The organism is Desemzia sp. FAM 23988, from assembly GCF_045528365.1.
In the GTDB taxonomy this organism is placed as follows: Bacteria; Bacillota; Bacilli; order Lactobacillales; family Carnobacteriaceae; genus Desemzia.
This window is the reverse complement of record NZ_JBGQQS010000002.1, coordinates 1-24,891: the sequence shown is the minus strand read 5'-3', so window position 1 is coordinate 24,891 and position 24,891 is coordinate 1. Positions and strand designations below refer to the sequence as shown.

Genomic DNA, 24,891 nt, shown 5'->3' with positions numbered 1-24,891 from the left:
GCTTTCACTTATTAATAAGCAATTTTCGTGCCAACTTTAGTGTATTGTTTAAATAAGTTATTACACTAACCTTTAGCTAAAACAACAGGAGGATAAACGACACACTAATTAGTGTGCCGTTTATCCTCCTGTTGTTTTACTATGGTGTTTTAGTGTATTAATACTGTTTTTTTATTATATGAGGATTAATAATTTGAACAGTTGAGACTCTGCTGCCTCTTGCAAATCTATTTTTCGCCATCTCAATTTATTTGCTGTACGCTATAATATATTAGAGCACTGTTTCAAAAGCAGACTGGATGATATCGCCAGTCACATAGATGGCTGCTTAGATGAGTAGCCCGAATACGGCGTAGACTCCTGGGGGATTAAAAAGGCACTGGTGAGACCCCACAGTGCGCTAGCACGAGGAGGCTCACCGCCGCCCCCGGACGCGAAGTGTATTCGGGCTGCGGGTTAAAAAGCCCAAATACATTTTTATCTTATCTAGCATAAAAACAGAACAAAAAGCCAAATCAACGCATAATTGTTTGGAAAAATGGAGTAATTTCTCTTTAAACTTTAAAAAAATTTTTTTACCGAGAAAATATTGACACTAACATATATTACATTTACTTTTGGTATCTGAAAACAAAATGGTAAAATAAAACTAACGTTTATATAGAAATCATTGTAAATAAATTTATGCCGAAAAGAGGAAGTATGTTGAAAAAAGACTATCAATTATACGAACACCGAGCACAATATTATGAAACAGACCAAATGGGAATCATTCACCATTCAAATTATATTCGTTGGTTTGAAGAAGCTCGAACTGATTTGATGGATCAAATTGGTTTTGGCTATGATCAAATGGAAAAAAGCGGAATTATCGTTCCCGTACTTAGTGTGAATTGTGAATACAAATCAATGGTTCGGTATAACGACCACGTGTATATCATTCCTAAAATCGAAGTATTTAACGGTATTCGCTTAGAGATCTCTTATCGTGTCATGGATAAAAAGACAGATGAATTGCGATCTTTTGGCGAAAGCAAACACTGCTTTTTAAGTGATAGTAATCGACCGATTTCTTTGAAGAAAGCAGATAAAGAATTGTATGATTTGTTTGATGCTTATGTTGGCATTAATTTTGAGCTCAATAAAAATTAATCATGTAAAGGAGTAAAAAATATGATTACGATCGGTCTGACTGGGTGGAGTGATCATGAGTTGCTGGAAACCAGCAGAAGTACAAAATTAGAAGACTACGCTGGACACTTCCCTTTTGTAGAGTTGGATACTAGTTTCTACGCCATTCCTTCAGAAAAAAATCTTCACAATTGGATGAGTAAGACACCTGAATCTTTTTGCTTTCTTCCTAAAGCTTATCAAGCTATGACTCAACATAAAAAGTGGATTGAAGACTTTTCAAGCGAAGCACAAATGTTCAGTGCCTTTCTAACTCGTTTTGAACCTATGTTGGAACAAAACCGAATCAAAGCTTTCTTATTCCAATTCCCTCCTTACTTTGGCTGCACAAAAGAGAATGTCATCTACTTAAGAAAAGTTAGAACTTGGATGAAAGATACTCCAATTGCTGTTGAGTTTCGTAATTCCAGCTGGTACAGCAATCAAAATAAGGAAGCTACTCTATATTTTTTAAAGGAACACCAATTTATTCATACAGTAGTAGACCAACCTCCAACGCCCAATAATAGTGTCCCACTTATTTCTGAAAGTACAAATAAAAATCTGGCACTTCTACGATTACACGGCAGAAACTTTGAAGGATGGCAAGGTGGAAATAGCAAAAATTGGCGTTCAGAACGAACACTTTATGAATACAGTCATGAGGAAATGAAACAATTTGCAGAGATTATTCTGGAATTGGAAAAAGAATCTGATGAAGTAGCTGTCATCTTTAATAACAACTCAGGAGGACATGCGGCCAAAAATGCCAAAGAACTCCAAGATATATTAGGGATCAGTTTTACTGGACTAGCTCCCAGACAACTCGATTTATTCTAAAAAAAGAACAGCTAAAAGGGAGTGTATCATACATCTCCTTTTAGCTGTTCTTTGCAAATTTACGTTCTTTTCTATCCCCTAATTTTTCTAAACGAGGTCGGTTGTATCGCTGAACAATAATAAATGGCAAATTAACAATCACAGCATAGATAACCATAACCCATCCAGCCCACAAAGGATTCCATAAGAAAAATAGAAACGCAGGCGGAATCATCATCCAATGCGCTAGTTCCCCTCGACGAGTTTCAATAATAAATCGTTCCAATCTGATCTGGTTAAAATGTCTCAGAGTCCTTTTGTCAAATCCTTTTCTGGTAATCTGGGTCCCATCTGGCAAGTGCGGCTTCCAATTTCGAACTCTAAACCAACGCTGCCAAATATCTCCAGAATTTTCCCAATTCTTTGTTTTGAACCAGTCTTGGTGTTTTACGAAAAAGTGAATCGGGATTTGACGCGCTATCCAAGAAATAAACAAAGGACCGTTTTTAGGAGAAAGTCCTATGTAAAGAGTTTGAAAGCTCAACATTTGTTGTAAACGTTCGTCTTTAACATATTGTTTGATCATATGGTCAGCACTGTCAAATGTTTTCAACTTAAGTGCTTGTTTGATGACAGAAGGTCTATAAAAGTCGCTTTGATTTCGAAAAGGACGTTGCAGAAAATGGTCTTTAGCTACAACAAACCGTTCATAAATATCTTTCAAATAATGCATAAACCCTTGTGCATCTTCAGCGCTGAACTCTTCTAAGGTTTTTGTCAATGTTACTAAATCAGAAGACACATCAAATTGTTCTTTCCCACCATTAAAATGAGCAGTGTACATAGGATCTAATCTTTCCATTGGAATATAATCATCCGGATCGCGTCCAGTAAGTTCAAATACTTCTCGATAAAGATCAGGCATCATCACAAGACTAGGTCCTAGATCAAAACGATAGCCATCCTTTTCGATCAAATTCATTTTCCCACCAGGGATACCTTCTTTTTCAAATAATTCTACGTTATAACCAGCATGCTGAAGACGCATAGCACTAGCTAAACCTGCTACACCTGCACCTATAACGCTCACTGTCTTTTTAGTTTCCATTTTTCTCCTCAATTCGTTTTTCTTCATTGCCATCAGCTATTTTTTCTACGCGTTCAAATTCATTATTTAAATCCTTCAGATTTTGTAGAAACAGATTACCATCTATTTCTAACCGATTGCATTGCATCACTTCCTGTAAAATACTCATGGATATAGTTTTTTTTTCTTTTACAGCTTTTTCAGTCAATGTAATGATACGTGCACGTTTGTCTTCAGAAGAAGATTGCTTTTCAGTCCAACCTTGTAACGTTAATCGATTTAAAATAGGATTTAATGTCCCGATAGACATCCCCAAACGATCACTGATCACTTTAACGATCACTCCGTCGCCTTCCCATAATGCCAACAATACTAGATATTGCGGGAAAGTTAACTGAAACGGTTTCAAAGCTTTTCTATAGAGTTTTGAAAAACCATTAGCAGCTTTGTATACTTCAAAACAAAGTTGGTCTTCTAACGAACGCTCAAAGATAGATTCATCCATTTTAAAACTCCTTTCAACTATTGACTACTTTCTTGTAATGATGCCTTAATCATTCTCTCTTAACGTTAAGACCCCATCTTTCATTACATAAACCTTGTCGCATTTGTCGATCAATCGTTCATCATGTGTGACCATGATAGTCGCTTTTTGTTTGCTTTTTGTTTCTCTTGCTAAAATTTCGACTACTTCAAAAGCTCTTTCAGAATCCAAGCTGGCAGTAGGTTCATCTGCTAAAATAACAGATGGATCATGATATAATGCTCTCGCAATAGCTACACGTTGGCGTTCCCCTCCAGACAAATCACTAGGGTAACTTTTTTCCAGTCTCAATACATCTAGTTCTTCTAACAAGGCATCCGTCTGCTTTTGTTCCATTTTAGTTTTTTTCACTTTGTTCACTAATCTTAATTGATCTCGCACATTCAGAAACGGTACTAAGTTAGAAGCTTGCAAGATAAACCCGATTTCTTTAAAGCGTAAAGCAGCACGCTGTTTTTCTTCCTCTTCGCTAAATGGATCATCCTTGATCAGTACTTTTCCTTTACTTGGAGATTGCAGACCTCCGATAATCGTTAACAGAGTACTCTTACCTGATCCACTGGGACCAATAATAGCTACAAATTCTCCGGCTTCTACTGAAAAATTAGTCTCTTTTAAGGCCTCTATTTCTTTACGACCATCACCAAAACTTTTTGACACATTTTTACATTCTATTAATTTCAACTTATTTTCCTCCTTATTTTAACCAATTGCTTCTAATGGATCGATTTTAACAACTGTTCGAACAGAGAACAATGCACCTAAAACAGCTACTACGATCAATAGAAGTGTGATCCCGCCTAAGAAGAGACCATTATTTTGATAAGGAACTCTAGCTGGCAATACAAGAGATGTCCCTAAAGTCAATAGCAGACCTGTACCAACACCAACAGTGGATAAAATAAATGTTTGAGCGATAACAGATTTAGCTATATACCCAGAAGAGATTCCTTGGGCTTTCATCACACCGAATAAACTAGATTTTTGCAATGTTAAGACATAAATAAAAATCCCGATAACTACAGCAGCAATAACGATCAAAAATCCGATCATCAATCCAAAAGTTAATACTTGTGCACTATATCCTGGGATTTTATAAATATAATCGCCAATTTCATAAGGAACTAGGTCATCATTATCAATTTCTACACCTGATAGACCTTCTGAACTATCCCGAACAATTATCGCGCTGATTCTTCCTTCTTCAGAATCATCTATTCTTTCAAATCGAATTTCTTGAAAAGAAGCAATCGTAGTATATAAAACAGGCGCAACATTAAATTTAGCGTTTTCTGTAAAACCAGTAACGGTTAACTGCTTGTCACTACCTGCTAATTGCACAACATCTCCTATTTCAATACCGTCTTCTTCTTTTAAACTAATATCTGCTACGACTTCATCATTATTTGAGAACGGCTCACCTTCAATGACTTCTGGCATAATGAATTCATCCGGTTCAATACCAAAGAAAGTTACATTGATTTTTGCTGCTTCTCCAGATGTACCTTCCTTACGAATAACTCCAGCTGTTTGCCCTAATAAAGCTGTTTCGTCTCCAGAAACTTCTTCTGCTTGCCCTAAAGTGATCATAGACATATTGATGTTTGAATTAGACTCATCAGTCAGCACAATTCCATCTGCCTCCCATTTATCCACACTCGTTCGATTGTCTTGTGCTAATCCATATGCTAACCCTGTTAAAAAATATACTAAGTACGAAACCAATATCATGACTCCAATAATAAGCGCAAATCTTGTTTTTGAATATTTAATTTCTTTCCATGCTAAAAACATGTTTCCAACTCCTTTTAATGTTCAATAAAAAGTCTACTGATCGACAATCATCATATATTAAATCGTATACGATGTACATTGAAAAGCTCATAAAAAGACAACCTAAATTTATGTCCGTTTAGGTTGTCTTTTTGATTATTTATTAACCTTCAAAAAATAGAGATTGTAATAAATAGCGTTCATAATATTTTTTGGCTAACTTATTTAATTGATTTTTTATACTTTTCACAGTAGCTTTCTCTTCTTGAAAAGCTATTAATTTGCGCTCGAAAGCATTTTTTTCTTTTTCATTTACTTGTTCGTTCAAATGCCCCCATACATGTTGTACAGCATTTACTGTGTTGCCTGGTTGAGGTTCCTCTTTTAATGCTTCTGCTACTAACTGATAAAATTCTTCTACTGGATAAGCCGTTTTGTCTTTCAATAAAGTTCGAATCTGTTGATACCGTTCAGGGCTATATTCTAATATAAGATATTTGTATCGCATCCATTCTTTTTCTAAATACTTGATAGAACGGTCAAGACGAGTAGCATTGATGCATTTGACTGCCGAAATATTTTTATCCTTCACTTCTAACATAATATCGATAGTCGGATCATCTAACTGGTTATAAAAATCCAAGTATGGTTCTAGATAAATAGTTGCTGTATGCGCTCCAGTTCGTTTGTCTAGTGCTTGCTGTGAATAATGGATTTTTTGTTTACCATCTCCTGCTTTCCATGTTTTATTGACTTCTGTAATCAACTCTCGATCATTTCTCGTCTCAGAACCAGGATTTACAGAATGATGCAGGTTATCATAGACTACTGGGATCCCTATTCTTTCAGAAATCCACATTACATCTTTGAGTGTATACAAGCGATCATCATTTTCAATGATCAACCGTCTTTTTATCGCTTCATCTAAACGTTGGAAGTTTTCAATAAAACGAAGACTAGCTGCTTTCTTATCCTCATATATCCCTCCAATATGAAGAACGATCTTGTGTTCATTGTTTACACTGAGACACTCCAGTACTTTGGCGTGATACTTTAGATCATCCACGGCTCTAGCAACTGTTTCTTCATTTGGAGAATTTAAAACTGTATATTGACCTGGATGAAAAGATACATGCATATCGCTTTCAGCTATTTTATGGCCAATACGCTCGAAATCTTCTCTAAAAATATCCCACCATGGCAAACTATTGACTGGACTGGATCCAAAAGGAATCAAGTCAGAACTAATACGGTATAACTTGATGTCATTTTCAATATTGTAATCAATCATTTTTTCTAACGCTAACAAATTGTGCAGCGTAATCTCATTTAATTTTTCCTCCGTGGCATTTTTCTTGATCACCCTTCGGAGATTAGTGTCCGGCACTCCTACAACTAAACAGGCATATCCAATACTCATTTTATCTATCCTCTCAGTATTTCTATAGTATTCCTACTTATTTTCGCACACAACCTTATCATCCGTACAGAAAAGTTGCTTACTGTGCCTTGAATAAAACAATTTACTCTCTCTCTTTTCTTTATCCTATAAAGGTTTCTTATAGAATGTGAAGTGCTCTACACTTTGTTTGTCTGTATCATTTTGAAAGCGAACTACACGAATGGTAAAATAAAGTTAGAGATTTAATAGATTATCAGGAGGTAATATCATGGAAACTAGTCAGAAGAAAAAAAGATTTTCAATGCCCTCATCTTATACCGTGTTGTTTCTTATTATTCTTGCCATTGCCATACTCACATGGTTTGTGCCTGCCGGAGAATATCAAGTAGATGAGGCCGGAAATATCGTTTCAGGAAGTTACCAATTAACAGAGCAGCATCCGCAAGGCTTATGGGATGTTTTCATGGCACCGGTCAAAGGTATGATTGGTACGGAAACCACGCCTGGCGCAATTGAAGTGTCATTATTTATTTTAGTCGTCGGCGGATTTTTAGGCGTTATCAATCGTACAAAGGCTTTAGATACCGGGATCGCTCAAGTTGTCAAGAACTATAAAGGAAAAGAAAAAATGCTGATTCCTATCTTGATGTTTATTTTCGCTTTAGGCGGTACAACCTTTGGAATGGCAGAAGAAACATTGGCTTTCTATCCTCTGATCATTCCGGTGATGGTGGCTGTCGGATTTGATACCCTAGTCGCTGTTTCTGTAGTATTGTTAGGATCCGGTGTTGGAGTATTGGCTTCCACAGTTAACCCATTTGCAACAGGGGTAGCTTCTCAAGCTCTAGGGCTAGGTATGGGAGAAGGAATTATTTGGCGTCTAGTGTTCTTTATTGCTATGTATGCAATCGCTACGTTATTTATTTATCGTTACGCTGTCAAAGTACAAAAAGACCCTTCTCATTCGTTAGTCTATAAAGACTATAACGAAAATCAAAAAAAATTCGCTGTAACGGATATAAAAGAAGAAATGACGACAAAACAAAAAGTTGTCATGATTCTTTTTGGACTGACCTTTTTAATTATGGTTGTAGGATTAATTCCTTGGTCTACATTAAACGAGAATTGGACATTCTTTGAAACAATGAACGAATGGTTGATGGGACTTCCCATAGTAGGTACAGTTCTTGGACAACAACTAGTCGCATTAGGAGACTGGTACTTCATGGAAATCACCATGCTCTTCTTCTTAATGGCTGTAATCATTGGAATTTACTACCGTATTCCTGAAGGAGAAATCGTCTCTACTTTCATGGAAGGAGCCAAAGATTTGTTAGGAGTTGCTTTAGTCGTTGCTGTAGCTCGTGGAATTCAAGTTGTCATGAATGAAGGAATGATCACAGCAACTATTTTGCATCTGGGAGAAGAAAACCTATCTAACCTGTCTCCTGTTTTGTTCTCTATTCTAACGTATATTTTCTATATCCCAATGTCATTCCTCATCCCTTCCACCTCTGGTCTGGCAGCCGCAACAATGGGTATCATGGGGCCGCTTGGATCATTCGCCGATGTACCGGAACATGTAGTTATCACAGCTTATCAAGCAGCCAGCGGTATCATCAATCTGATTACACCTACTTCTGGAGTTGTGATGGGAGCTTTAGCTATTGCAGGCATTGAATTATCTACTTGGTGGAAGTTTACAGCCAAATTAATTGGTGTCATCTTTATTGTAAGTTGCATTATTCTAGGTATCGCTGCGGTCCTAGGATAATTGTTGCATTAAGAAAAAAAGCAGGAGTCGGCTATTGTTACCGACTCCTGCTTTTTTTAATGCAATCCTTAATCAAGTCAATCCTCAGAATATTCTTTGAAATAATCGGTGTCTTTAAAAGTGAGTATCTTATGATTGTGTTCTAATTTACTCATTTCCTTTAACTGTTTAATTTTATTTCCAACTGTTTCTCTTGAACAACCACTAATTGTAGCAATCTCACAGACAGTAATAGGATAAGAAACTATAACTTCTTCCTTTGAACCCGGTTCACCTAGTTCGTTCATCAAATAGGCTAACGCTTTTACAATTCGGCTGCTAGCACTCGTTCCCACGAAATATTGAATCCGTTCTTCATGGTCGATTAAAATATCAGTTAACCGTTTATAGAAATACAAAAGCTGTTTTGCATTGCCAGAAAGAACTTCTTCGAGAATATTTGCTGGAATAGAATACAACTCAATTTCCGTTAATGCATAAGCTGTATAACGATAGACATCATCAGCAAATATTTCTCCGTAAGGAAATAATCTGTCTTCTTTTACATAATCCGTATACATATAAAAAGCGCTCTCGTCATATCTTTCTAACTTAACTAAACCTCCTATTAGATAGAAAAATTTATCTTTTCTATCTCCTTCCTCAAATAAAATTTGTCCTTTTTTATATTTTCGGAATCGCATCACTTCTTGAAGTTTCTTAAATTCTTCATCGGTAAAGGTCGAAAAGACTTTATTAACTCTTAATGCATCGCTTTTATACAACTGTTCTTGGGTAGTTAACACACTTATCCCCCATTTCATAAATCTAGTTACATACAATATATAGGCGGGCACAAAATAACTTCTTCACAATACAAGTATAGCATAGAAGCACAAGGTAAACCAGAAAGCGTTTACTTTGTGCTTCACTATTTGAATTTTCTTATTTTAGTTTTAAAACTGGTTACTAAGTTAGTTTGCAGTGATTATGGTTCCACCTTGTTCTGTCAATACCCCACTAATATTTTCTAAAGAAGTGATGATTGCCTTACCTTCTGGATATTGATCAACAAATTGAATAGCTGCTTGAACTTTTGGGAGCATACTGCCTGTTGCAAATTGATTCTCTTTCATGTATTGCTTCATTTCATTAATCGAAACTTCTTCCAGTTTCTTTTGGTCAGGTTGATTGAAATTAATGTAAACATTGTCTACTCCGGTTAAGATGACCAGCAGATCAGCTTGGACTAATTCAGCCAGTTTTTGAGAAGCAAAATCTTTATCAATAACAGCTTCAACACCTTCAACGCTGTTTCCTCGCTGGATAACAGGTATACCGCCGCCACCTACTGTAATAGTAACAACACCTGATTTTACCAATTGATCGATCACTTTATGTTCTTTGATACTGATTGGCGTTGGTGAGGGAACAACTTTACGCCAACCGCGGCCAGCATCTTCTTTGAACACAGCCCCAGATTTTTGCATCTCTTTTTCGGCTTCTTGTTGAGACATAAATGGCCCAATTGGTTTACTTGGATTTTCAAAAGCCCGATCATTTCCGTCTACTACAACTTGGGTCACTACAGAGATGACTTCTTTATCCAAATGATGTTCAGATAACACTTGATTCATGGCATTTTGCAGCCAATAGCCAATACTTCCTTGGGTCATCGCTACACAAGTATCTAACGGCATTGCAGGATTCTTTTCACTATTCGCAGCTTCTTGTTGCAGTAAGAGATTTCCTACTTGTGGACCGTTACCATGTGAAATGATGATATCATCCCCATTTTCAATGAACTGCACTAAATACTCGGCTGTATTTTTCAACGCTTCCTGTTGTGCTTTAGCACTAGCGTCTTCGGATAGAATGGCATTTCCGCCTAGGGCAATGACTATTTTTCTTTTTTGCATATCGATTTCTCCTTCTTTATTAAGTATAATTCCATTAAAAAAGGAAGCTATGATCCATTCACAGCCTCCTTCATCGTTCCAGTGTTAAACTTTTGGAATGAATAAATTTCCTAATGTTACAGCCATAATGGCTTTGATGGAGTGCATGCGGTTTTCAGCTTGATCAAATTGACGCGCGTACTTGCTGCGGAAAGCTTCGTCCGTTACTTCCATTTCACCAATCCCAAAGTTCTCTTTGACCATCTGACCATAATCTGTTTCTGTATCATGGAAAGCTGGTAAACAGTGCAACAGAATGACATCTTCTTTTCCAGTAGCTTGAATCATGTCCATATTGATTTGGTAAGGTTTCAATAAATTGACACGCTCTTCAAATTTATCCTCTTCTCCCATAGAAACCCATACATCCGCATACAATGCATCAGCATCTTTTACCCCTTTTTCAACATCATCCGTAATCATTAACTGACTTCCAGATTTTTCTGCAAATTTTTGAGCCATGTCCACTATTTTTTGATCCGGGAATAGGCTTTCTGGAGAAACGATACGGACATTAGTCCCTAAAATAGCTCCTGTAACCAACAAACTGTTAGCTACATTATTTCGTCCATCTCCAACATACACCAATGTAATGCCTTCTACAGTTCCAAAATTTTCTTTAACGGTCAAATAATCGGCAATCATTTGTGTTGGGTGCCATTCGTCAGTCAGCCCATTCCATACTGGAACACCAGAATATTTAGCCAGTTTTTCTACATTTGATTGCTTAAAGCCGCGAAACTCGATTCCATCGAACATACTTCCTAATACACGAGCTGTATCTTCTACTGATTCTTTTTTTCCTAGTTGAATATCGTCTTTTCCAAGGTATTCCGGTTTAGCTCCTAAATCAACAGAAGCTACAGTAAAAGCAGCACGAGTACGTGTGGATGATTTTTCAAATAACAACGCAATATTTTTTCCTTCCAGATAACGATGCGGAATACCTTTTTTCTTCATCTCTTTCAGGTGCTGTGAAAAATCAATAAGATACATCAATTCTGCTTTCGTAAAGTCTTTCTCTGCTAATAAACTACGTCCTTGAAAAACATTTTCCATCTTTCTTTCCTCCATTACTGAATAATTTAGGTTAATACATTATAAATCTTCACGAACAAGGGGCATACTCATGCAACGCGGACCTCCACGCCCTCTGGATAATTCACTTGAAGCAATTTCAATGACTTTAACACCGTGCTCACGCATCAAATCATTTGAAACATAATTTCTATCGTAAGTGACCACAACCCCTGGTGCAATTGCCAGTGTATTAGAACCATCATTCCACTGTTCGCGAGGTGCCGCAATTGCATCTCCACCACCGCATGGAATCAAGGTCAGTTCTTTAACTCCCAAAGCTTCTTTCAACACTTCTTTTAAATCAGTTTTGTGCGTAATATTTACTTTCCCCAGCTCATCACCTTTTTCAAGAATGTAAATGTCGATTGACCCACCAATTCGTTGAATACCTGGATGAATAGTAAATTTATTGTAATCCACCATTGTAAAAACAGTATCCAAGTGCATCATGGCTCTAACATTTGGTATTTTTATGGCTAACACCTTTTCAAATGGTGCACCACGGTCAAACAATTCAATTGCCAACTCTTCTATAGCTTGCGCAGAAGTTCGTTGTGAAATACCAATGGCTAATACTTTGTCATTTAATACCAGTTCGTCTCCGCCTTCGATATAAGAAGTATGATTCCTATTTCGCCATACTTCAATACCTTTTTCAGCAAAACGGGGGTGGTGTTTGATAATAACTTCCATAAATAACGATTCCCGTTGTCTTGCTTCAAACATCATACGATTAATCGTTAAACCATTTCCCATCGCAGCCGCTGGGTCTCGAGTAAAATAAAGGTTAGGCATAGGATCCATATAAAACGGATAATCGTCATCATTGGAGACATCGATTAAATGATCGGTTTCATCACGGGTGAAATACGAATCTCCTGAGCCTTTTGGTTCCACAGGATCTCCGCCTTCTTCAGCAACATCACTTAAGTGTTCTTTAGGAATGTCTACATCTATTTTTCGAACACCTTCCATCATTGTTTGGATCATTTCTAATGTCTCCATACTCAATAAATAACTCTTTAAGGTCTTATATACACTAGGAGATTGAATAGCTGATTCCTCCAGCATTTTCTCAACAAAAGATTCTTTCACGTTGCCAGCATCAATAGCTTCAGCGGACAGGTTTTCAAGATATAAGACTTCGACTCCGTTATCTTCTAGCGCTTTAGCAAAAGCATCGTGCTCTTTTTGTATAATACGCAAATGCGGAATATCATCAAATAGTAACCGTTCCATAATTTCTGGAGTTAGGTTCTCAACTTCTTTTCCTGGTCTTTTTAACATAACTGTTTTAAGCTTACCAATTTCTGAATTGACATGAATTGGCATAGTTGTTTCTGACATAATCATATCCTCCTCTTTTCTTATCTACAAATGCATCATAGCGCTTTCAGATATAATTAACAAAGAAAAACACACATCTAAAATGTCGATTTGGTCACACAATTATACCGCCTTTTATAAATATTCATGTCAAGCATATTCAACTAGTTTCAAAGCCATAGATTGTATACTATAATGTATTTATACACTAAATATTAAAGATGAGAATTTGCTAAAAAATTCATGAAACAAATCAACATAATGAAAAAGATAGTCCTTTTAATGAGGATAAATTTTCTATCAATTAGTATTTTTTACTCGAGGCAAAACAAAAAAGACCTTCAATTCTTCTGTTCAGAATGAAAGTCTTTCTAATTTTTTTATTACTACCTTATTTTATTTAAAGCACACCAGTAGACAGCAATCCTAGAAATTGGTTTAAACGGTAAAATTTCGCTTTTCTTTGTATCTCTGGAGTAAGTGGTATGAGTTCAAAAGTAAACCTCGTACCTAAATTATTTTCTTGTTGAAGTTCTCCTTCTCTATTAAAGTTTAGATTTTTTTCTACAAGAATTTTTTCGACTGTGATGTCTATAATAGTGGCTTTAGTATAATTGACTGTTGCAGTAATGCCTTCTATCACTTCCCTTATCCCCACTTCTTCACCAACCGTCAACTGTTCTAACCACTCATTTCGGTTCTCTATATCCATGATCCCAGCTCCTTTATTTTTCAAAAAAGCCAGTCTCTAAATAAATAGGAGACTGGTTTTTTTATCACAATTAATTGTTTTTTAATTTAGACATTTCATCTGCAACAAATTGAACTTCCGTTCCTACAATTATTTGAATATTGCGCTCACTTACTTTATTGATACCAGCGACACCGGCAGATTTAATTTTAGCATCGTTAACTTTAGACATGTCATTTACTTCTAAACGCAAACGAGTTGCACAGTTGTCAATAGAAGCTATGTTTTCTTCTCCACCTAGACCAGCAAGAATAATTTCAGCTTTCCTTCTAAATTCAGCATCTTTAGCACTTGATTTGCTTCCTTTTGTTTTAGGTTCCTCAGCAAATGCTGCAGAATCTAAAACTTCATCTCCACGTCCTGGAGTTGCTAAATCAAATTTAACGATGATAAAGCGGAATAAGAAATAGTAAATAGCCGCAAATACTACCCCTTGAACGAGTAACATATAAGGTTGGTTCGCTAATGGCACGTTGAAAGATAAGATATAATCCACTAACCCGGCTGAGAATCCAAAACCGGCTGTCCATTGGAAAGAAGCAGCAATGAACAATGAAATACCTGTTAGAACAGCATGTGTAACGTATAAAGCAGGAGCTACGAACATAAACGCAAACTCTAACGGTTCAGTTACACCTGTAAAGAATGAAGCGAAACCAGCAGCCATCATCAATGAAGCTGTAGTTTTCTTCTTATCTGTTTTTGCAGTGTGGTACATTGCTAAAGCTCCAGCAGGAAGTCCAAACATCATTACAGGGAAGTAACCAGCTTGATACATACCAGTGACCCCTTTTACTCCTGTTCCAGCCCAAAAGTTTCCAATATCATTGATACCAGCAACATCAAACCAGAATACAGAGTTCAATGCATGATGCAATCCAGTGGGTATTAATAAACGGTTAAAGAGTCCGTAAAGACCTGCTCCAACAGCACCTAGTTCACTGATAGAAGTTCCAAATGTTACTAAGCCATTATAAACTGGTGGCCATACAAATAATAACACCATCGCTACAACCATCATTACAAAGGAAGTCACAATCGGTACTAAGCGTTTTCCACTAAAGAAAGCTAACGCTTGAGGCAATTTGACATTGTGGAATCGATTGTACAATGCGCCTGCGATTAAACCACATAAGATTCCAATAAATTGTGTTTTGATGCTGCCAAATGCAGGATCTACTTCATCGACAGGAATACTTTGTAACATAGCCACCGTATCAGGTGCTAATAAAGTGGTGATAATCTGCCAAGCTACCAATCCACTCAAAGCAGCTGCTCCATCTTTGTCTTTAGACATTCCTAAGGCAACACCAACAGCAAATAGAATTCCCATGTTATCAATAAGTGCTCCACCTGATTTAATCAAAAACGCAGCAATAACACTGTCTCCACCCCAACCTGATGGATCTATATAATAACCAATCCCCATTAAAATAGCAGCTGCAGGTAATACAGCAACAGGCAGCATCAATGATCTACCTAACCTCTGAAAGTATGCTTTCATTTTTTTCCCTCCAATATTTCTTCTCCATACAATTAGTTGAATCACATACTGATCTTTAGCACGAATAAAAAACAGCTTTTCATTTTAACAATCAGCAGTACGCCAAACGAATCATACCAATTCAGATTTATCTTGTCAATTCCATATTAAACACTTCTTTAAAAAAGTTCTAAACACTTTGAACATATTGTTTCAATAATCATTTCCGCATTTATAAAGCGCTTCATTTTAAAAGTATACCAATTAAAAAAAGCAACCTGAGATAGAATGATTCTATCTCAGGCTGCTTTTACTAAGTGGATCTTGTTTATTTGATTGCCAATTGTTGTCCTACAAAAATCAAATCTGATGTTAAGTTGTTCCATTCTTTTAATTGAGCTACAGAAATATTAAAAGTCAAAGCTAATCCAGACAATGTATCACCACTGGCAATAGTATGTTTTTTGCTTGCTGAACTAGTTGATGAATTTGTTGGAGTAGATGAACTGCCGACTTTAACAGCCAATTTTTGACCGACATAAATCGCATCTGAGTTCAAACTGTTCCAAGATTTCAAATCTGCAATTGAAACACTGTATTTATTACCGATACCTGTTAATGTATCTCCACTCTTAACAGTATAAACAGCATCTAGATTCGTTACCGTCGTATCTTGTTTTGGTGCTGTTGTATTCGTAGTAGAATTGACCGATAATTTTTGTCCAACATAGATCGTGTCAGTTTTTAAATTATTCAATGATTTCAAACTCGCTACTGTTGTACTGTATTTACGAGCGATGCCAGATAGTGTATCTCCTGATTGAATCGTGTATTGGCCAGTACTTGTGCCAGTATTAGTCGTGGTACCAGTTGTCGGTTTGCTTTCTTCTTTAACTGCTCCATTGACTGTTAATTTTTGTCCAACATAGATCGTGTCAGTTTTTAAATTATTCAATGATTTCAAACTCGCTACTGTCGTACTGTATTTACGAGCGATGCCGGATAAGGTATCTCCTGATTGAATCGTGTATTGTCCAGTACTTGTACCAGTATTAGGAGTAGTAGTAGTACCTGTTGATGGTGTGCTTCCTCCTTGTGCTGCTCCATTGACTGTTAACTTTTGTCCAACATAGATCGTGTCAGTTTTTAAATTATTCAATGATTTCAAACTCGCTACTGTTGTACTGTATTTACGAGCGATGCCAGATAGTGTATCTCCTGATTGAATCGTGTATTGGCCAGTACTTGTGCCAGTATTAGTCGTGGTACCAGTTGTCGGTTTGCTTTCTTCTTTAACTGCTCCATTGACTGTTAATTTTTGTCCAACATAGATCGTGTCAGTTTTTAAATTATTCAATGATTTCAAACTCGCTACTGTCGTACTGTATTTACGAGCGATGCCGGATAAGGTATCTCCTGATTGAATCGTGTATTGTCCAGTACTTGTACCAGTATTAGGAGTAGTAGTAGTACCTGTTGATGGTGTGCTTCCTCCTTGTGCTGCTCCATTGACTGTTAACTTTTGTCCAACATAGATCGTGTCAGTTTTTAAATTATTCAATGATTTCAAACTCGCCACTGTTGTACTGTATTTACGAGCGATGCCAGATAGTGTATCACCTGATTGAATCGTGTATTGGCCAGTACTTGTACCAGTATTAGGAGTAGTAGTACCTGTTGATGGTGTGCTTCCTCCTTGTGCTGACCCATTGACTGTTAATTTTTGTCCAACATAGATCGTATCGGATTTCAAATTATTCATTGATTTCAAACTCGCCACTGACGTATTGTATTTCTTAGCAATACTTGTCAAAGTATCTCCTGATTGGATCGTATACTGACTAGTAGTACCAGTTTCAGGATTCGTATTTTCATTTTCAGAAGGGGTTGGCATCACTGGTGTAGAAGGCGTGCTTCCTGTATCACCAGTATTTCCTGAACCAGGCGATGCTACATCAAAACGAATTAAATTGTATAATTTGATTAAATTGTTTAATTTAGCTGCGTAAGTTGGATCGGTCGCATAACGACCTTCTAACCAAGCTGTAGCTTCGTATACATTAGATGTGTTGCTTACCCAAGCTCCAGAGTAATAATTAGAATTCCAAGATGTTCCATTTTTTAATAAATTAGCGTTATCTTGGAATGATTCAGCATAAGAAGGGTATTTTTTAAAGTTTTGCGGAATATTGACCCATCCTGTTGCTGTTGAATATTCTTTGGTATACATAGTAACTGATTCGCCATTGTAAGAACCTTTGATACCAAATAAATTGTTGTTCGGTGCTTTAGAAAGGCTGCTTGAACCCCAACCACTTTCTAACCCAGCTTGAGCAATCATCACAGAGGCATAAAGATTATTTTTAGCAGCTACTTCACTCGCAAATGATCCTACAGTTGCAATGAATTGTTCTGCCGTTTGAGCTGTACTAATGTTTTCAAGTTGCTTTTGTTTAGGCGCTTGTTGATTGATATAAATCTGCTGGCCAACTTTGATTACGTTTTTATTCGTAATGTTGTTCCAACCGATTAAATCATTTACCGAAACGCCATAAGTTGAGGCAATTTTATTTAATGTGTCGCCGCTTTTAACTACATGGATCTTTTTCTCAGCAGTTGTTTCCTTCACAACAGTTGCTGACGTAGTAGCTACCATAATTCTAGCTTTAGGAACCTCAGCTTGAACTTCTGCTTCAACAACTTGTTCTTTCTCTTGTTCTTTAGGAGCTTCTTCTGAAGCAGCTTTCTCATCTGATACTGTTTCTTCAGACTTTGTATTTTCTTCTACAACAGAGTCCTCTGGTATTTCGGCTTCAGTTTTTCCTTCTTCGATTTCTACGATGATATCTTCTGTTGCTGCTTGTTCTTCAGTCTCACTAACTTCTTCCGGCACAGAGTCCACTTCTGCAAGTTCTGCTTCAGGTGTTTCAGTTTCTATCACTTCTACAGCTTCTTCTGTTTCTTCCACAGCTTCCGGTGTCTCTGGTTGAATTTCTGAAGCTTGTTCTTCTGCAGGATCTTCTGTGTTAGTTTCAACCGCAACTTCAGTACTTTCTTCGTCAACTAGATCTTCAGAAGCTTCTCCATCTGCTGATTCTTCTGCAGATGTTTGATTGGCATCAGCCGTTAATAGAGCATTGTCAACTAATTGGTCAACATCTTCTAAAGACAAAGTCTCAAAGGTAATAGCGTCAAAAATTTCTTGAGAAACCAATTGTTTAAATTCATTTATTTTTTGTTCTTTTTCAATCTCTTTTTCTTCTGATAAGGCATCATTTAAATTGTCTTGAGTTACGCCACTTGTCTCAGATTCAACAGCTACTGTTTCTCCTTCAGCAACCTCGATATCTTTTTCTACTTCATTTGCTTCTGCTTGATCTTTATCCAGTTCAGTTGCTTTAACGGTTTCAGTGTATGTAGGAAATGCTAGTAAACCTACCAATAAAGACGTACTAAACAGTGCAGTTCCTCTTTTGAGCCTTGCATTGGAAAGTTTCATTTTGTGTATTGTTCTTTCTTCTTCCAACAACGAGATTCTCTCTTTTCTAGTGATCACCAAAGTGTAGGTCCCTCCTAATTAAATAAACAAATAAGTGCCTATGTGCTATAGTTGTTTTAATTATAACGATAAACATTTATAAGTGAAACACTTATAAATCAAGTTGCATCAAATTTAACATTTGTCACATGAATGTAATCAATTAGAAGTGTTCTTATATCTTAGTACTATTGAGTTTGTTGCTTGGTACATATATTACAAAATGAGAACTTTTAGTGAACTGTTTTTCCAATATGTGATAAACTATATAATTGCATAGTACAGTTAAAACAGAAAGTTGGAAACATATGGAAAACAATAGACACACATTTTTTAAAAAACGGTTTGCTTGGTATCAATGGAGCCTTATTTTGTTGACTCCTTTTCTAGCCATCGTATTACTTGCCTTCATCAATAATGAGATGGTTTACGCTTTTGACCAATGGCTCGGTAATCCAGTTCTATCTCTAAGAAACACAACTTTATCTGCTTTTTTTATTGCGGTTACTGATTTTGGGGATGTATATTATATCGCAATCAGTATTTTATTAACCAGCGCATTTTTAATTTGGACGTATAGGGATTATCAAGCTGCTCTATGGCTGGCAGTTCAATCGATTGTCGGATCGGTATTGTTAAATCAAGGACTGAAACTGATATTTCATCGTTCTCGCCCCCTGATTGAACATTTAGTAGAACAGGGCGGTTATTCCTTTCCTAGTGGCCACTCTATGGGAGCCATGATTTGTTACGGCGGTATTGTATTTCTTTTATCCAAAAAATCCACTCACAAAACATATCGGAATAGTTTATTCATCATTGGAACTGCAGTGATTTTTATCGTGGGTCTCAGCCGCATTTATATTGGCGTACATTTTTCTACAGATGTTATAGGCGGTTTCTCAGTTGGAGCAGCATGGCTTGCCTTCACTATAGGCACCTATCCTAAGTGGAGAAACGCATTCAGTAAAAAAATGAAGTTATAGGAGTGAACCTTTTGATTGAAAATGCTTTGCGATTCAGTCATACCTTATTAATAAATACCATCAGTCCAGGAGACATTGTGGTAGACGCCACTGTTGGAAACGGAGACGATACCGTCTTACTGGCTAAATTAGTTGGTCCCTATGGTAAAGTTTACGGGTTTGATGTCCAAGAACAAGCAATTCGACAGACAAAAGAAAAACTACTCTACACCAGCCTGCTTCCTCAAGTAGAATTGTACCATCAAGGTCATGAAACAGTCGAAGATGTGTTAAATGTTGATACACCTCTAGCTGGAGCCGTTTTTAATCTTGGCTATTTGCCAAAAAGTGATAAATCGATCATCACCAAAAGTCATACTACTTTAAAAGCAATCTCAACATTGCTTCCCATGTTGAGAAAAGGAGCCTTACTGATTGTTGTCGTTTACTATGGACATGAAGGCGGAAGTGAAGAAAAAGAAGCGGTTTTGAACTTTGCTTCTCATTTGTCACAAAAAGAGTACACTGTTCTAAGATACGGTTTTGTCAATCAACAAAATCAGCCTCCTTTCTTACTCGCTATTGAAAAACGCTAATAAAAAAACGATAGGACAAATTTAATGTCCTAACGTTTTTTTTAGTGCTCCAATAATCCTTTTAATACTTCGACTTTATCTGCCTTTTCCCATGGCAAATCAATATCCGTTCTGCCAAAATGCCCATATGCTGCAGTTTGCTTGTAGATAGGTCTTTGCAAATCAAGCATTTTGATAATGCCTGCAGGTCTTAGGTCAAAATTAGCGCGAACAGCTTCGATTAAAGCTGACTCAGAAACTCTTCCTGTATCAAATGTGTCTACCGCAATAGATACGGGTTGAGCTACACCAATGGCATAAGCTAACTGAACCTCGCATTTGTCTGCTAAACCAGCAGCTACAATATTTTTAGCAATGTAGCGGGCAGCATAACTTGCTGAGCGGTCAACTTTTGTTGGATCTTTACCAGAAAAGGCTCCGCCTCCATGACGAGCATATCCACCATAAGTATCTACAATGATTTTACGTCCTGTTAATCCAGCATCTCCCTGAGGACCACCGATAACAAAACGACCAGTAGGATTAATAAAGTATTTTGTTTCTTCATCCAATAAGTTTTCGGGTATTTCATGTTCAATCACTTGATCGATCATGTCTTGTTTCAATTGTTCATACGCTACTTCAGGAGCATGTTGAGTACTGATAACCACTGTATCTACTCGAACAGGTTTATCTGTTTCATCATATTCAACCGTTACTTGTGCTTTAGCATCTGGTCTAAGATACATGATTTCTTTGTTTTTACGCAAAGCAGCAATTCTTCTTGTTAAACGATGGCTCAATGAAATAGGCAATGGCATCAGTTCAGGCGTTTCGTTTGTAGCAAAACCAAACATCAACCCTTGATCTCCAGCACCAATTTGATTCAGTTGATCATCATCCAGTTCTCTAAACTCGACTGAATCATTAACTCCTTGAGCAATATCACCTGATTGTTCATCAATTGCCACAAGAACGCCACATGTTTCAGCATCAAAACCATACTTAGCTCTTGTATACCCTATGTCTCGTACGGTATCACGTACAATTTTTTGAATATCAACATACGCAGATGTTGATATCTCTCCTGCTACTAAAACCAATCCTGTAGTAACAATCGTCTCGCAAGCTACACGAGCTGTTGAATCTTTTTCTAAAATGGCATCAAGAATTGCATCACTAATTTGATCAGCAATTTTATCCGGGTGTCCTTCTGATACGGACTCGGATGTGAATAATTTTCTTTCTGACATTAGATATCCCCCTTTGTTTTTTCGGTTACAAGGCTTCTCCACTACTAAAAGTGAATCCTATCGGGAATCCTTTTGCAAACCTTATACAGTTTATCACAATTTCTCCGAAAATGATACGCCTTATAAAAACTGAAATCTTTTTCTTTTTCCTTTTAATTTTTTTGGTATGATAGATAGGAATTAGAAGAAAGGAGCCAGTCTTTTATGCCCATAAAAAATACCATTGAAACCTTTTTATATAATCCAATAGTTTTGGTACTCTTCACTCCATTCAGCTATCTCCTGATAGGGACCCTTTATGCTGTTCAATATGTCCCATTGAATATTGGAAAATTTATCGCTTTTTATTTACTGCTTTTCGTAAATTACTGTATTGAAAATTATTTAAAAAAGCACTCGTTTCTCAATAAATCAGAACTTAAAGGTCCGTTTTATCTTATGGAATTAATGAATATCTTGTTAATAGCATTTCTCAGCTTTCAATCCCATTATTCTATTGCTTTATTAATTATCTTATATAGTTTAATCATTCATTTCCAACAAGTTCTTAAAGATAACCAGTTTCCTATTGTTGCTGTCTTGATTTTAGGAATTTTCAAAGGTGGTATGCTGACCTACTTAAGTTTCTTTATTCAAGCGCAATTTCTTCCTTTAATACTGATTGTCTGGAGTACACCATTGGTCATCTTACATTTGTTTATTGAAATCGGCAGTTATTTAGCAGAAAAAAAATCTCCTCGTGTTGCAATAGGCCAGTCTTATATATTGGTAACCCTACTGATTTTCATTTATCTAAGTACAGGACTATTTTTGTATAGTACATTTCGTATGGAGTTGTTTCTTTTTATTTTAACTCTCCCGTTAGCCATCCGTCTGGCCAGATTATTTATCACTCATAGTTGGAAAGACTCCAAATCTGTCACACTGAAAACGTTCCGGCTGTTCCAACTTCTGTATACAGTAATCTTTATTTTTGCAGAAATCCTCTATTTCGCAAATCTTTAAAACATGAATACACCCAGCAAAAATAACTTTGTTAGCATGAAGGTAGAATACCACATTCTAATGAAGGTATTTTTGCTGATTTTATATTCGAAAATTCTCTTTTTTATATTCTATTTATTTACAATTCATAATGAGCAATCAGCAAAGTATCCGTAATAACGTTTAATCCAGTATGAGAAATAAAATCTTTTTCTTCCTCATAAAACTACCGTCCTCCAAGATGTAGAACAGCTGAAATGGGAATAAGCTGATAATATGGAACTTGAGATAATAAATTTCTCCAGCATAGAGTCCAGCTAGCATAGAATGTCCAACCTATTCAAGAAACGATAGGTGCTGTCTCAGGTATCTTACTGCCCCTGCGTACGTCAAACCAACCAAAAAGAGCTGTTCACGTCATTTGACTGTGAACAGCTCTTTTTAGCATTCTGTATTTTAATGACCCGTACGGGATTCGAACCCGTGTTACCGCCGTGAAAGGGCAGTGTCTTAACCGCTTGACCAACGGGCCTGATTAATTATTTTTCTAAGAAGAATATGGGCCTAAATGGACTCGAACCATCGACCTCACGCTTATCAGGCGTGCGCTCTAACCAGCTGAGCTATAGGCCCAAAAGACATAAAAAAAGAGCGGGTGAGGAGAATCGAACTCCCATCATCAGCTTGGAAGGCTGAGGTTTTACCACTAAACTACACCCGCATTTTAGTTATGGCCCGGGACAGAGTCGAACTGCCGACACCTTGAGCTTCAATCAAGTGCTCTACCAACTGAGCTACCGGGCCAAATATTCAATTAAACGGTCTCGACGGGAATCGAACCCGCGATCTTCTGCGTGACAGGCAGACATGTTAACCCCTACACCACGAGACCAAAATCAGCTTAATTTTTCTTTCAGTGCACTGCTGCACATTGCGGGGGCAGGACTCGAACCTGCGACCTCCGGGTTATGAGCCCGACGAGCTGCCAACTGCTCTACCCCGCGATAATAAATATAAATTTCCATGACTGCTTACAGACACGATAAGGAGGATAAGGGATTCGAACCCTTGCGTGCTTTTACACACCTGACGGTTTTCAAGACCGTTCCCTTCAGCCGGACTTGGGTAATCCTCCGATATAAACAATTGTTTATTTTGAAGAGGTTTAAAACCTCATGACCCGTACGGGATTCGAACCCGTGTTACCGCCGTGAAAGGGCAGTGTCTTAACCGCTTGACCAACGGGCCAGATAACTTGATAGAAATATTATGGATTGGTGCTAAAACTAACGGAGAAGGAGGGATTTGAACCCTCGCGCCGCGTTAACGACCTACACCCTTAGCAGGGGCGCCTCTTCAGCCACTTGAGTACTTCCCCAAACCACAATTTTACTTTTTACAAACCAATAAATTAATTGGTGTAATGGGCCTAAATGGACTCGAACCATCGACCTCACGCTTATCAGGCGTGCGCTCTAACCAGCTGAGCTATAGGCCCATAAAAGCGGGTGAGGAGAATCGAACTCCCATCATCAGCTTGGAAGGCTGAGGTTTTACCACTAAACTACACCCGCATAAAACGGTCTCGACGGGAATCGAACCCGCGATCTTCTGCGTGACAGGCAGACATGTTAACCCCTACACCACGAGACCAAAATCAGCTTAATTTTTCTTTCAGTGCATTGTTGCACTATTGCGGGGGCAGGACTCGAACCTGCGACCTCCGGGTTATGAGCCCGACGAGCTGCCAACTGCTCTACCCCGCGATAATAAATATAAATTTCCATGACTGCTTACAGACACAATAAGGAGGATAAGGGATTCGAACCCTTGCGTGCTTTTACACACCTGACGGTTTTCAAGACCGTTCCCTTCAGCCGGACTTGGGTAATCCTCCGTGAAATACAAGGTAATTCTAATCGAAAAGATCAAAGTGGACCTTGCAGGACTCGAACCTGCGACCGGACGGTTATGAGCCGTCTGCTCTAACCAACTGAGCTAAAGGTCCAAGTTCTTTTATTCAATTAAAGTAGCGGCGGAGGGGATCGAACCCCCGACCTCCCGGGTATGAACCGGACGCTCTAGCCAGCTGAGCTACACCGCCATAATTAAATTAAGAAATCTTGTTGCAATGGAGCCTAGCGGGATCGAACCGCTGACCTCCTGCGTGCAAGGCAGGCGCTCTCCCAGCTGAGCTAAGGCCCCTAAATAAAATCGGGAATACAGGATTCGAACCTGCGACCCCTTGGTCCCAAACCAAGTGCTCTACCAAGCTGAGCTAATTCCCGTATACGTTAGTAAAAACTCTTTAAAAGAGATGCACCCAGCAAGAGTCGAACTTGCAACCGCTTGATTCGTAGTCAAGTACTCTATCCAATTGAGCTATGGGTGCTAATAATGGTGCCGAGGGCCGGAATCGAACCGGCACGG

Annotated in this window: 18 protein-coding genes, 19 tRNA genes, 1 pseudogene and 1 riboswitch; of the genes and pseudogenes, 6 read left to right on the top strand and 32 right to left on the bottom strand. The window is 37.6% G+C overall.

Features of this window, described 5'->3' with window-relative positions; all coding sequences use genetic code 11:
- Nucleotides 1-705 precede the first annotated feature (705 nt).
- Together ACEN4L_RS01595 and ACEN4L_RS01590 are read left to right on the top strand one after the other, a co-directional pair.
- Nucleotides 706-1,152 (top strand): acyl-CoA thioesterase, encoded by a 447-nt coding sequence (locus ACEN4L_RS01595; RefSeq protein ID WP_407095592.1) that lies wholly within the window; start codon nucleotides 706-708, stop codon nucleotides 1,150-1,152.
- Nucleotides 1,153-1,173: 21 nt separating this feature from the next.
- Nucleotides 1,174-2,010, top strand: a complete 837-nt coding sequence (locus tag ACEN4L_RS01590) for a DUF72 domain-containing protein (RefSeq protein WP_407095590.1) — start codon at nucleotides 1,174-1,176, stop codon at nucleotides 2,008-2,010.
- 40 nt (nucleotides 2,011-2,050) lie between these two features.
- Here the strand turns inward: ACEN4L_RS01590 and ACEN4L_RS01585 are convergent, their stop codons facing one another.
- The 5 genes from ACEN4L_RS01585 to uvsE all read right to left on the bottom strand — a co-directional run bounded on the left by ACEN4L_RS01585 (nucleotide 2,051) and on the right by uvsE (nucleotide 6,813).
- A complete protein-coding gene (locus tag ACEN4L_RS01585) occupies nucleotides 2,051-3,097 on the bottom strand; it encodes an NAD(P)-binding protein (RefSeq protein WP_407095589.1) in 1,047 nt (348 codons plus the stop codon).
- Nucleotides 3,087-3,581, bottom strand: a complete 495-nt coding sequence (locus ACEN4L_RS01580) for a MarR family winged helix-turn-helix transcriptional regulator (protein ID WP_407095587.1) — start codon at nucleotides 3,579-3,581, stop codon at nucleotides 3,087-3,089. Before ACEN4L_RS01580 ends, ACEN4L_RS01585 begins: the two co-directional genes overlap by 11 nt.
- A gap of 45 nt (nucleotides 3,582-3,626) precedes the next feature.
- A complete protein-coding gene (locus tag ACEN4L_RS01575) occupies nucleotides 3,627-4,304 on the bottom strand; it encodes an ABC transporter ATP-binding protein (RefSeq protein WP_407095585.1) in 678 nt (225 codons plus the stop codon).
- Nucleotides 4,305-4,322: 18 nt separating this feature from the next.
- Nucleotides 4,323-5,414: an ABC transporter permease gene (locus tag ACEN4L_RS01570; protein ID WP_407095583.1), complete on the bottom strand. Its 1,092-nt coding sequence runs from the start codon at nucleotides 5,412-5,414 to the stop codon at nucleotides 4,323-4,325.
- Between the two features lie 142 nt (nucleotides 5,415-5,556).
- Nucleotides 5,557-6,813 (bottom strand): UV DNA damage repair endonuclease UvsE, encoded by a 1,257-nt coding sequence (gene uvsE / locus ACEN4L_RS01565; protein WP_407095581.1) that lies wholly within the window; start codon nucleotides 6,811-6,813, stop codon nucleotides 5,557-5,559.
- A 250-nt stretch (nucleotides 6,814-7,063) separates the two neighbouring features.
- Here uvsE and ACEN4L_RS01560 point away from each other — a divergent pair, with 250 nt between their 5' ends.
- Nucleotides 7,064-8,569, top strand: coding sequence for a YfcC family protein (locus tag ACEN4L_RS01560; RefSeq protein WP_407095580.1), 1,506 nt, complete (start codon nucleotides 7,064-7,066; stop codon nucleotides 8,567-8,569).
- Nucleotides 8,570-8,646: 77 nt separating this feature from the next.
- Here the strand turns inward: ACEN4L_RS01560 and ACEN4L_RS01555 are convergent, their stop codons facing one another.
- From ACEN4L_RS01555 to ACEN4L_RS01525, 7 genes and pseudogenes are all read right to left on the bottom strand, one after another.
- Entirely contained in the window at nucleotides 8,647-9,354 is a 708-nt protein-coding gene (locus ACEN4L_RS01555) for a Crp/Fnr family transcriptional regulator (RefSeq protein ID WP_407095578.1), read from the bottom strand.
- A 168-nt stretch (nucleotides 9,355-9,522) separates the two neighbouring features.
- Nucleotides 9,523-10,467 (bottom strand): carbamate kinase, encoded by a 945-nt coding sequence (gene arcC / locus ACEN4L_RS01550; RefSeq protein ID WP_407095577.1) that lies wholly within the window; start codon nucleotides 10,465-10,467, stop codon nucleotides 9,523-9,525.
- Nucleotides 10,468-10,551: 84 nt separating this feature from the next.
- Nucleotides 10,552-11,565 (bottom strand): ornithine carbamoyltransferase, encoded by a 1,014-nt coding sequence (gene argF / locus ACEN4L_RS01545; protein ID WP_407095576.1) that lies wholly within the window; start codon nucleotides 11,563-11,565, stop codon nucleotides 10,552-10,554.
- Nucleotides 11,566-11,604: 39 nt separating this feature from the next.
- Nucleotides 11,605-12,933: an arginine deiminase family protein gene (locus ACEN4L_RS01540; RefSeq protein ID WP_407095575.1), complete on the bottom strand. Its 1,329-nt coding sequence runs from the start codon at nucleotides 12,931-12,933 to the stop codon at nucleotides 11,605-11,607.
- Between the two features lie 379 nt (nucleotides 12,934-13,312).
- Complete coding sequence (locus ACEN4L_RS01535) at nucleotides 13,313-13,624, bottom strand: hypothetical protein (RefSeq protein WP_407095574.1); 312 nt, start codon at nucleotides 13,622-13,624, stop codon at nucleotides 13,313-13,315.
- A gap of 82 nt (nucleotides 13,625-13,706) precedes the next feature.
- Nucleotides 13,707-15,167, bottom strand: a pseudogene (gene nagE, locus ACEN4L_RS01530) (N-acetylglucosamine-specific PTS transporter subunit IIBC); the annotation flags it as partial.
- 307 nt (nucleotides 15,168-15,474) lie between these two features.
- Nucleotides 15,475-18,702: a LysM peptidoglycan-binding domain-containing protein gene (locus tag ACEN4L_RS01525; RefSeq protein ID WP_407123576.1), complete on the bottom strand. Its 3,228-nt coding sequence runs from the start codon at nucleotides 18,700-18,702 to the stop codon at nucleotides 15,475-15,477.
- A 290-nt stretch (nucleotides 18,703-18,992) separates the two neighbouring features.
- Here ACEN4L_RS01525 and ACEN4L_RS01520 point away from each other — a divergent pair, with 290 nt between their 5' ends.
- Together ACEN4L_RS01520 and ACEN4L_RS01515 are read left to right on the top strand one after the other, a co-directional pair.
- Nucleotides 18,993-19,670: a phosphatase PAP2 family protein gene (locus ACEN4L_RS01520; protein ID WP_407095573.1), complete on the top strand. Its 678-nt coding sequence runs from the start codon at nucleotides 18,993-18,995 to the stop codon at nucleotides 19,668-19,670.
- 11 nt (nucleotides 19,671-19,681) lie between these two features.
- Entirely contained in the window at nucleotides 19,682-20,245 is a 564-nt protein-coding gene (locus tag ACEN4L_RS01515) for a class I SAM-dependent methyltransferase (protein ID WP_407095572.1), read from the top strand.
- Between the two features lie 41 nt (nucleotides 20,246-20,286).
- On the opposite strand, the gene metK is transcribed toward ACEN4L_RS01515, so the two are convergent.
- Nucleotides 20,287-21,477 carry a methionine adenosyltransferase gene (gene metK / locus ACEN4L_RS01510; protein ID WP_407095571.1) on the bottom strand — a complete coding sequence of 397 codons (1,191 nt, stop codon included), beginning with the start codon at nucleotides 21,475-21,477 and terminating at the stop codon, nucleotides 20,287-20,289.
- Nucleotides 21,475-21,561: riboswitch (SMK box riboswitch) on the bottom strand. Its footprint overlaps the gene before it by 3 nt.
- Nucleotides 21,562-21,681: 120 nt before the next feature.
- Between metK and ACEN4L_RS01505 the strand changes: the two genes are divergently transcribed.
- The gene (locus ACEN4L_RS01505) at nucleotides 21,682-22,482 is read left to right on the top strand and encodes a hypothetical protein (protein WP_407095570.1); all 801 of its coding nucleotides are present in this window, start codon (nucleotides 21,682-21,684) and stop codon (nucleotides 22,480-22,482) included.
- Nucleotides 22,483-22,921: 439 nt separating this feature from the next.
- Here ACEN4L_RS01505 and ACEN4L_RS01500 read toward each other — a convergent pair.
- The 19 genes from ACEN4L_RS01500 to ACEN4L_RS01410 all read right to left on the bottom strand — a co-directional run bounded on the left by ACEN4L_RS01500 (nucleotide 22,922) and on the right by ACEN4L_RS01410 (nucleotide 24,853).
- Nucleotides 22,922-22,993, bottom strand: a tRNA-Glu gene (locus ACEN4L_RS01500).
- Nucleotides 22,994-23,020: 27 nt separating this feature from the next.
- Nucleotides 23,021-23,094: transfer RNA gene (locus ACEN4L_RS01495), tRNA-Ile, on the bottom strand.
- A 17-nt stretch (nucleotides 23,095-23,111) separates the two neighbouring features.
- Nucleotides 23,112-23,182: transfer RNA gene (locus ACEN4L_RS01490), tRNA-Gly, on the bottom strand.
- A gap of 10 nt (nucleotides 23,183-23,192) precedes the next feature.
- Nucleotides 23,193-23,265: transfer RNA gene (locus ACEN4L_RS01485), tRNA-Phe, on the bottom strand.
- A 15-nt stretch (nucleotides 23,266-23,280) separates the two neighbouring features.
- Nucleotides 23,281-23,353, bottom strand: a tRNA-Asp gene (locus ACEN4L_RS01480).
- Nucleotides 23,354-23,392: 39 nt separating this feature from the next.
- Nucleotides 23,393-23,465, bottom strand: a tRNA-Met gene (locus tag ACEN4L_RS01475).
- A 41-nt stretch (nucleotides 23,466-23,506) separates the two neighbouring features.
- Nucleotides 23,507-23,596: transfer RNA gene (locus tag ACEN4L_RS01470), tRNA-Ser, on the bottom strand.
- Nucleotides 23,597-23,637: 41 nt separating this feature from the next.
- Nucleotides 23,638-23,709: transfer RNA gene (locus ACEN4L_RS01465), tRNA-Glu, on the bottom strand.
- 42 nt (nucleotides 23,710-23,751) lie between these two features.
- Nucleotides 23,752-23,839, bottom strand: a tRNA-Ser gene (locus ACEN4L_RS01460).
- Nucleotides 23,840-23,885: 46 nt separating this feature from the next.
- Nucleotides 23,886-23,959 (bottom strand) — tRNA-Ile (locus tag ACEN4L_RS01455).
- A 5-nt stretch (nucleotides 23,960-23,964) separates the two neighbouring features.
- Nucleotides 23,965-24,035, bottom strand: a tRNA-Gly gene (locus ACEN4L_RS01450).
- Nucleotides 24,036-24,041: 6 nt separating this feature from the next.
- Nucleotides 24,042-24,114, bottom strand: a tRNA-Asp gene (locus tag ACEN4L_RS01445).
- A gap of 40 nt (nucleotides 24,115-24,154) precedes the next feature.
- Nucleotides 24,155-24,227: transfer RNA gene (locus ACEN4L_RS01440), tRNA-Met, on the bottom strand.
- A gap of 41 nt (nucleotides 24,228-24,268) precedes the next feature.
- A tRNA-Ser gene (locus ACEN4L_RS01435) sits at nucleotides 24,269-24,358 on the bottom strand.
- Between the two features lie 37 nt (nucleotides 24,359-24,395).
- Nucleotides 24,396-24,469, bottom strand: a tRNA-Ile gene (locus ACEN4L_RS01430).
- 22 nt (nucleotides 24,470-24,491) lie between these two features.
- Nucleotides 24,492-24,565 (bottom strand) — tRNA-Met (locus ACEN4L_RS01425).
- 28 nt (nucleotides 24,566-24,593) lie between these two features.
- A tRNA-Ala gene (locus ACEN4L_RS01420) sits at nucleotides 24,594-24,666 on the bottom strand.
- Between the two features lie 9 nt (nucleotides 24,667-24,675).
- Nucleotides 24,676-24,749: transfer RNA gene (locus ACEN4L_RS01415), tRNA-Pro, on the bottom strand.
- A 30-nt stretch (nucleotides 24,750-24,779) separates the two neighbouring features.
- Nucleotides 24,780-24,853 (bottom strand) — tRNA-Arg (locus tag ACEN4L_RS01410).
- Nucleotides 24,854-24,891: the final 38 nt, after the last annotated feature.

Bases quoted from the DNA above. Each gene is read 5' to 3' on its own strand.
- ACEN4L_RS01590 (WP_407095590.1), top strand. From the start codon at position 1,174: ATGATTACGATCGGTCTGACTGGGTGGAGTGATCATGAGTTGCTGGAA.
- ACEN4L_RS01585 (WP_407095589.1), bottom strand. From the start codon at position 3,097: ATGGAAACTAAAAAGACAGTGAGCGTTATAGGTGCAGGTGTAGCAGGT.
- ACEN4L_RS01580 (WP_407095587.1), bottom strand. From the start codon at position 3,581: ATGGATGAATCTATCTTTGAGCGTTCGTTAGAAGACCAACTTTGTTTT.
- ACEN4L_RS01570 (WP_407095583.1), bottom strand. From the start codon at position 5,414: ATGTTTTTAGCATGGAAAGAAATTAAATATTCAAAAACAAGATTTGCG.
- uvsE (WP_407095581.1), bottom strand. From the start codon at position 6,813: ATGAGTATTGGATATGCCTGTTTAGTTGTAGGAGTGCCGGACACTAAT.
- ACEN4L_RS01560 (WP_407095580.1), top strand. From the start codon at position 7,064: ATGGAAACTAGTCAGAAGAAAAAAAGATTTTCAATGCCCTCATCTTAT.
- arcC (WP_407095577.1), bottom strand. From the start codon at position 10,467: ATGCAAAAAAGAAAAATAGTCATTGCCCTAGGCGGAAATGCCATTCTA.
- argF (WP_407095576.1), bottom strand. From the start codon at position 11,565: ATGGAAAATGTTTTTCAAGGACGTAGTTTATTAGCAGAGAAAGACTTT.
- ACEN4L_RS01540 (WP_407095575.1), bottom strand. From the start codon at position 12,933: ATGTCAGAAACAACTATGCCAATTCATGTCAATTCAGAAATTGGTAAG.
- ACEN4L_RS01535 (WP_407095574.1), bottom strand. From the start codon at position 13,624: ATGGATATAGAGAACCGAAATGAGTGGTTAGAACAGTTGACGGTTGGT.
- ACEN4L_RS01520 (WP_407095573.1), top strand. From the start codon at position 18,993: ATGGAAAACAATAGACACACATTTTTTAAAAAACGGTTTGCTTGGTAT.
- metK (WP_407095571.1), bottom strand. From the start codon at position 21,477: ATGTCAGAAAGAAAATTATTCACATCCGAGTCCGTATCAGAAGGACAC.
- ACEN4L_RS01505 (WP_407095570.1), top strand. From the start codon at position 21,682: ATGCCCATAAAAAATACCATTGAAACCTTTTTATATAATCCAATAGTT.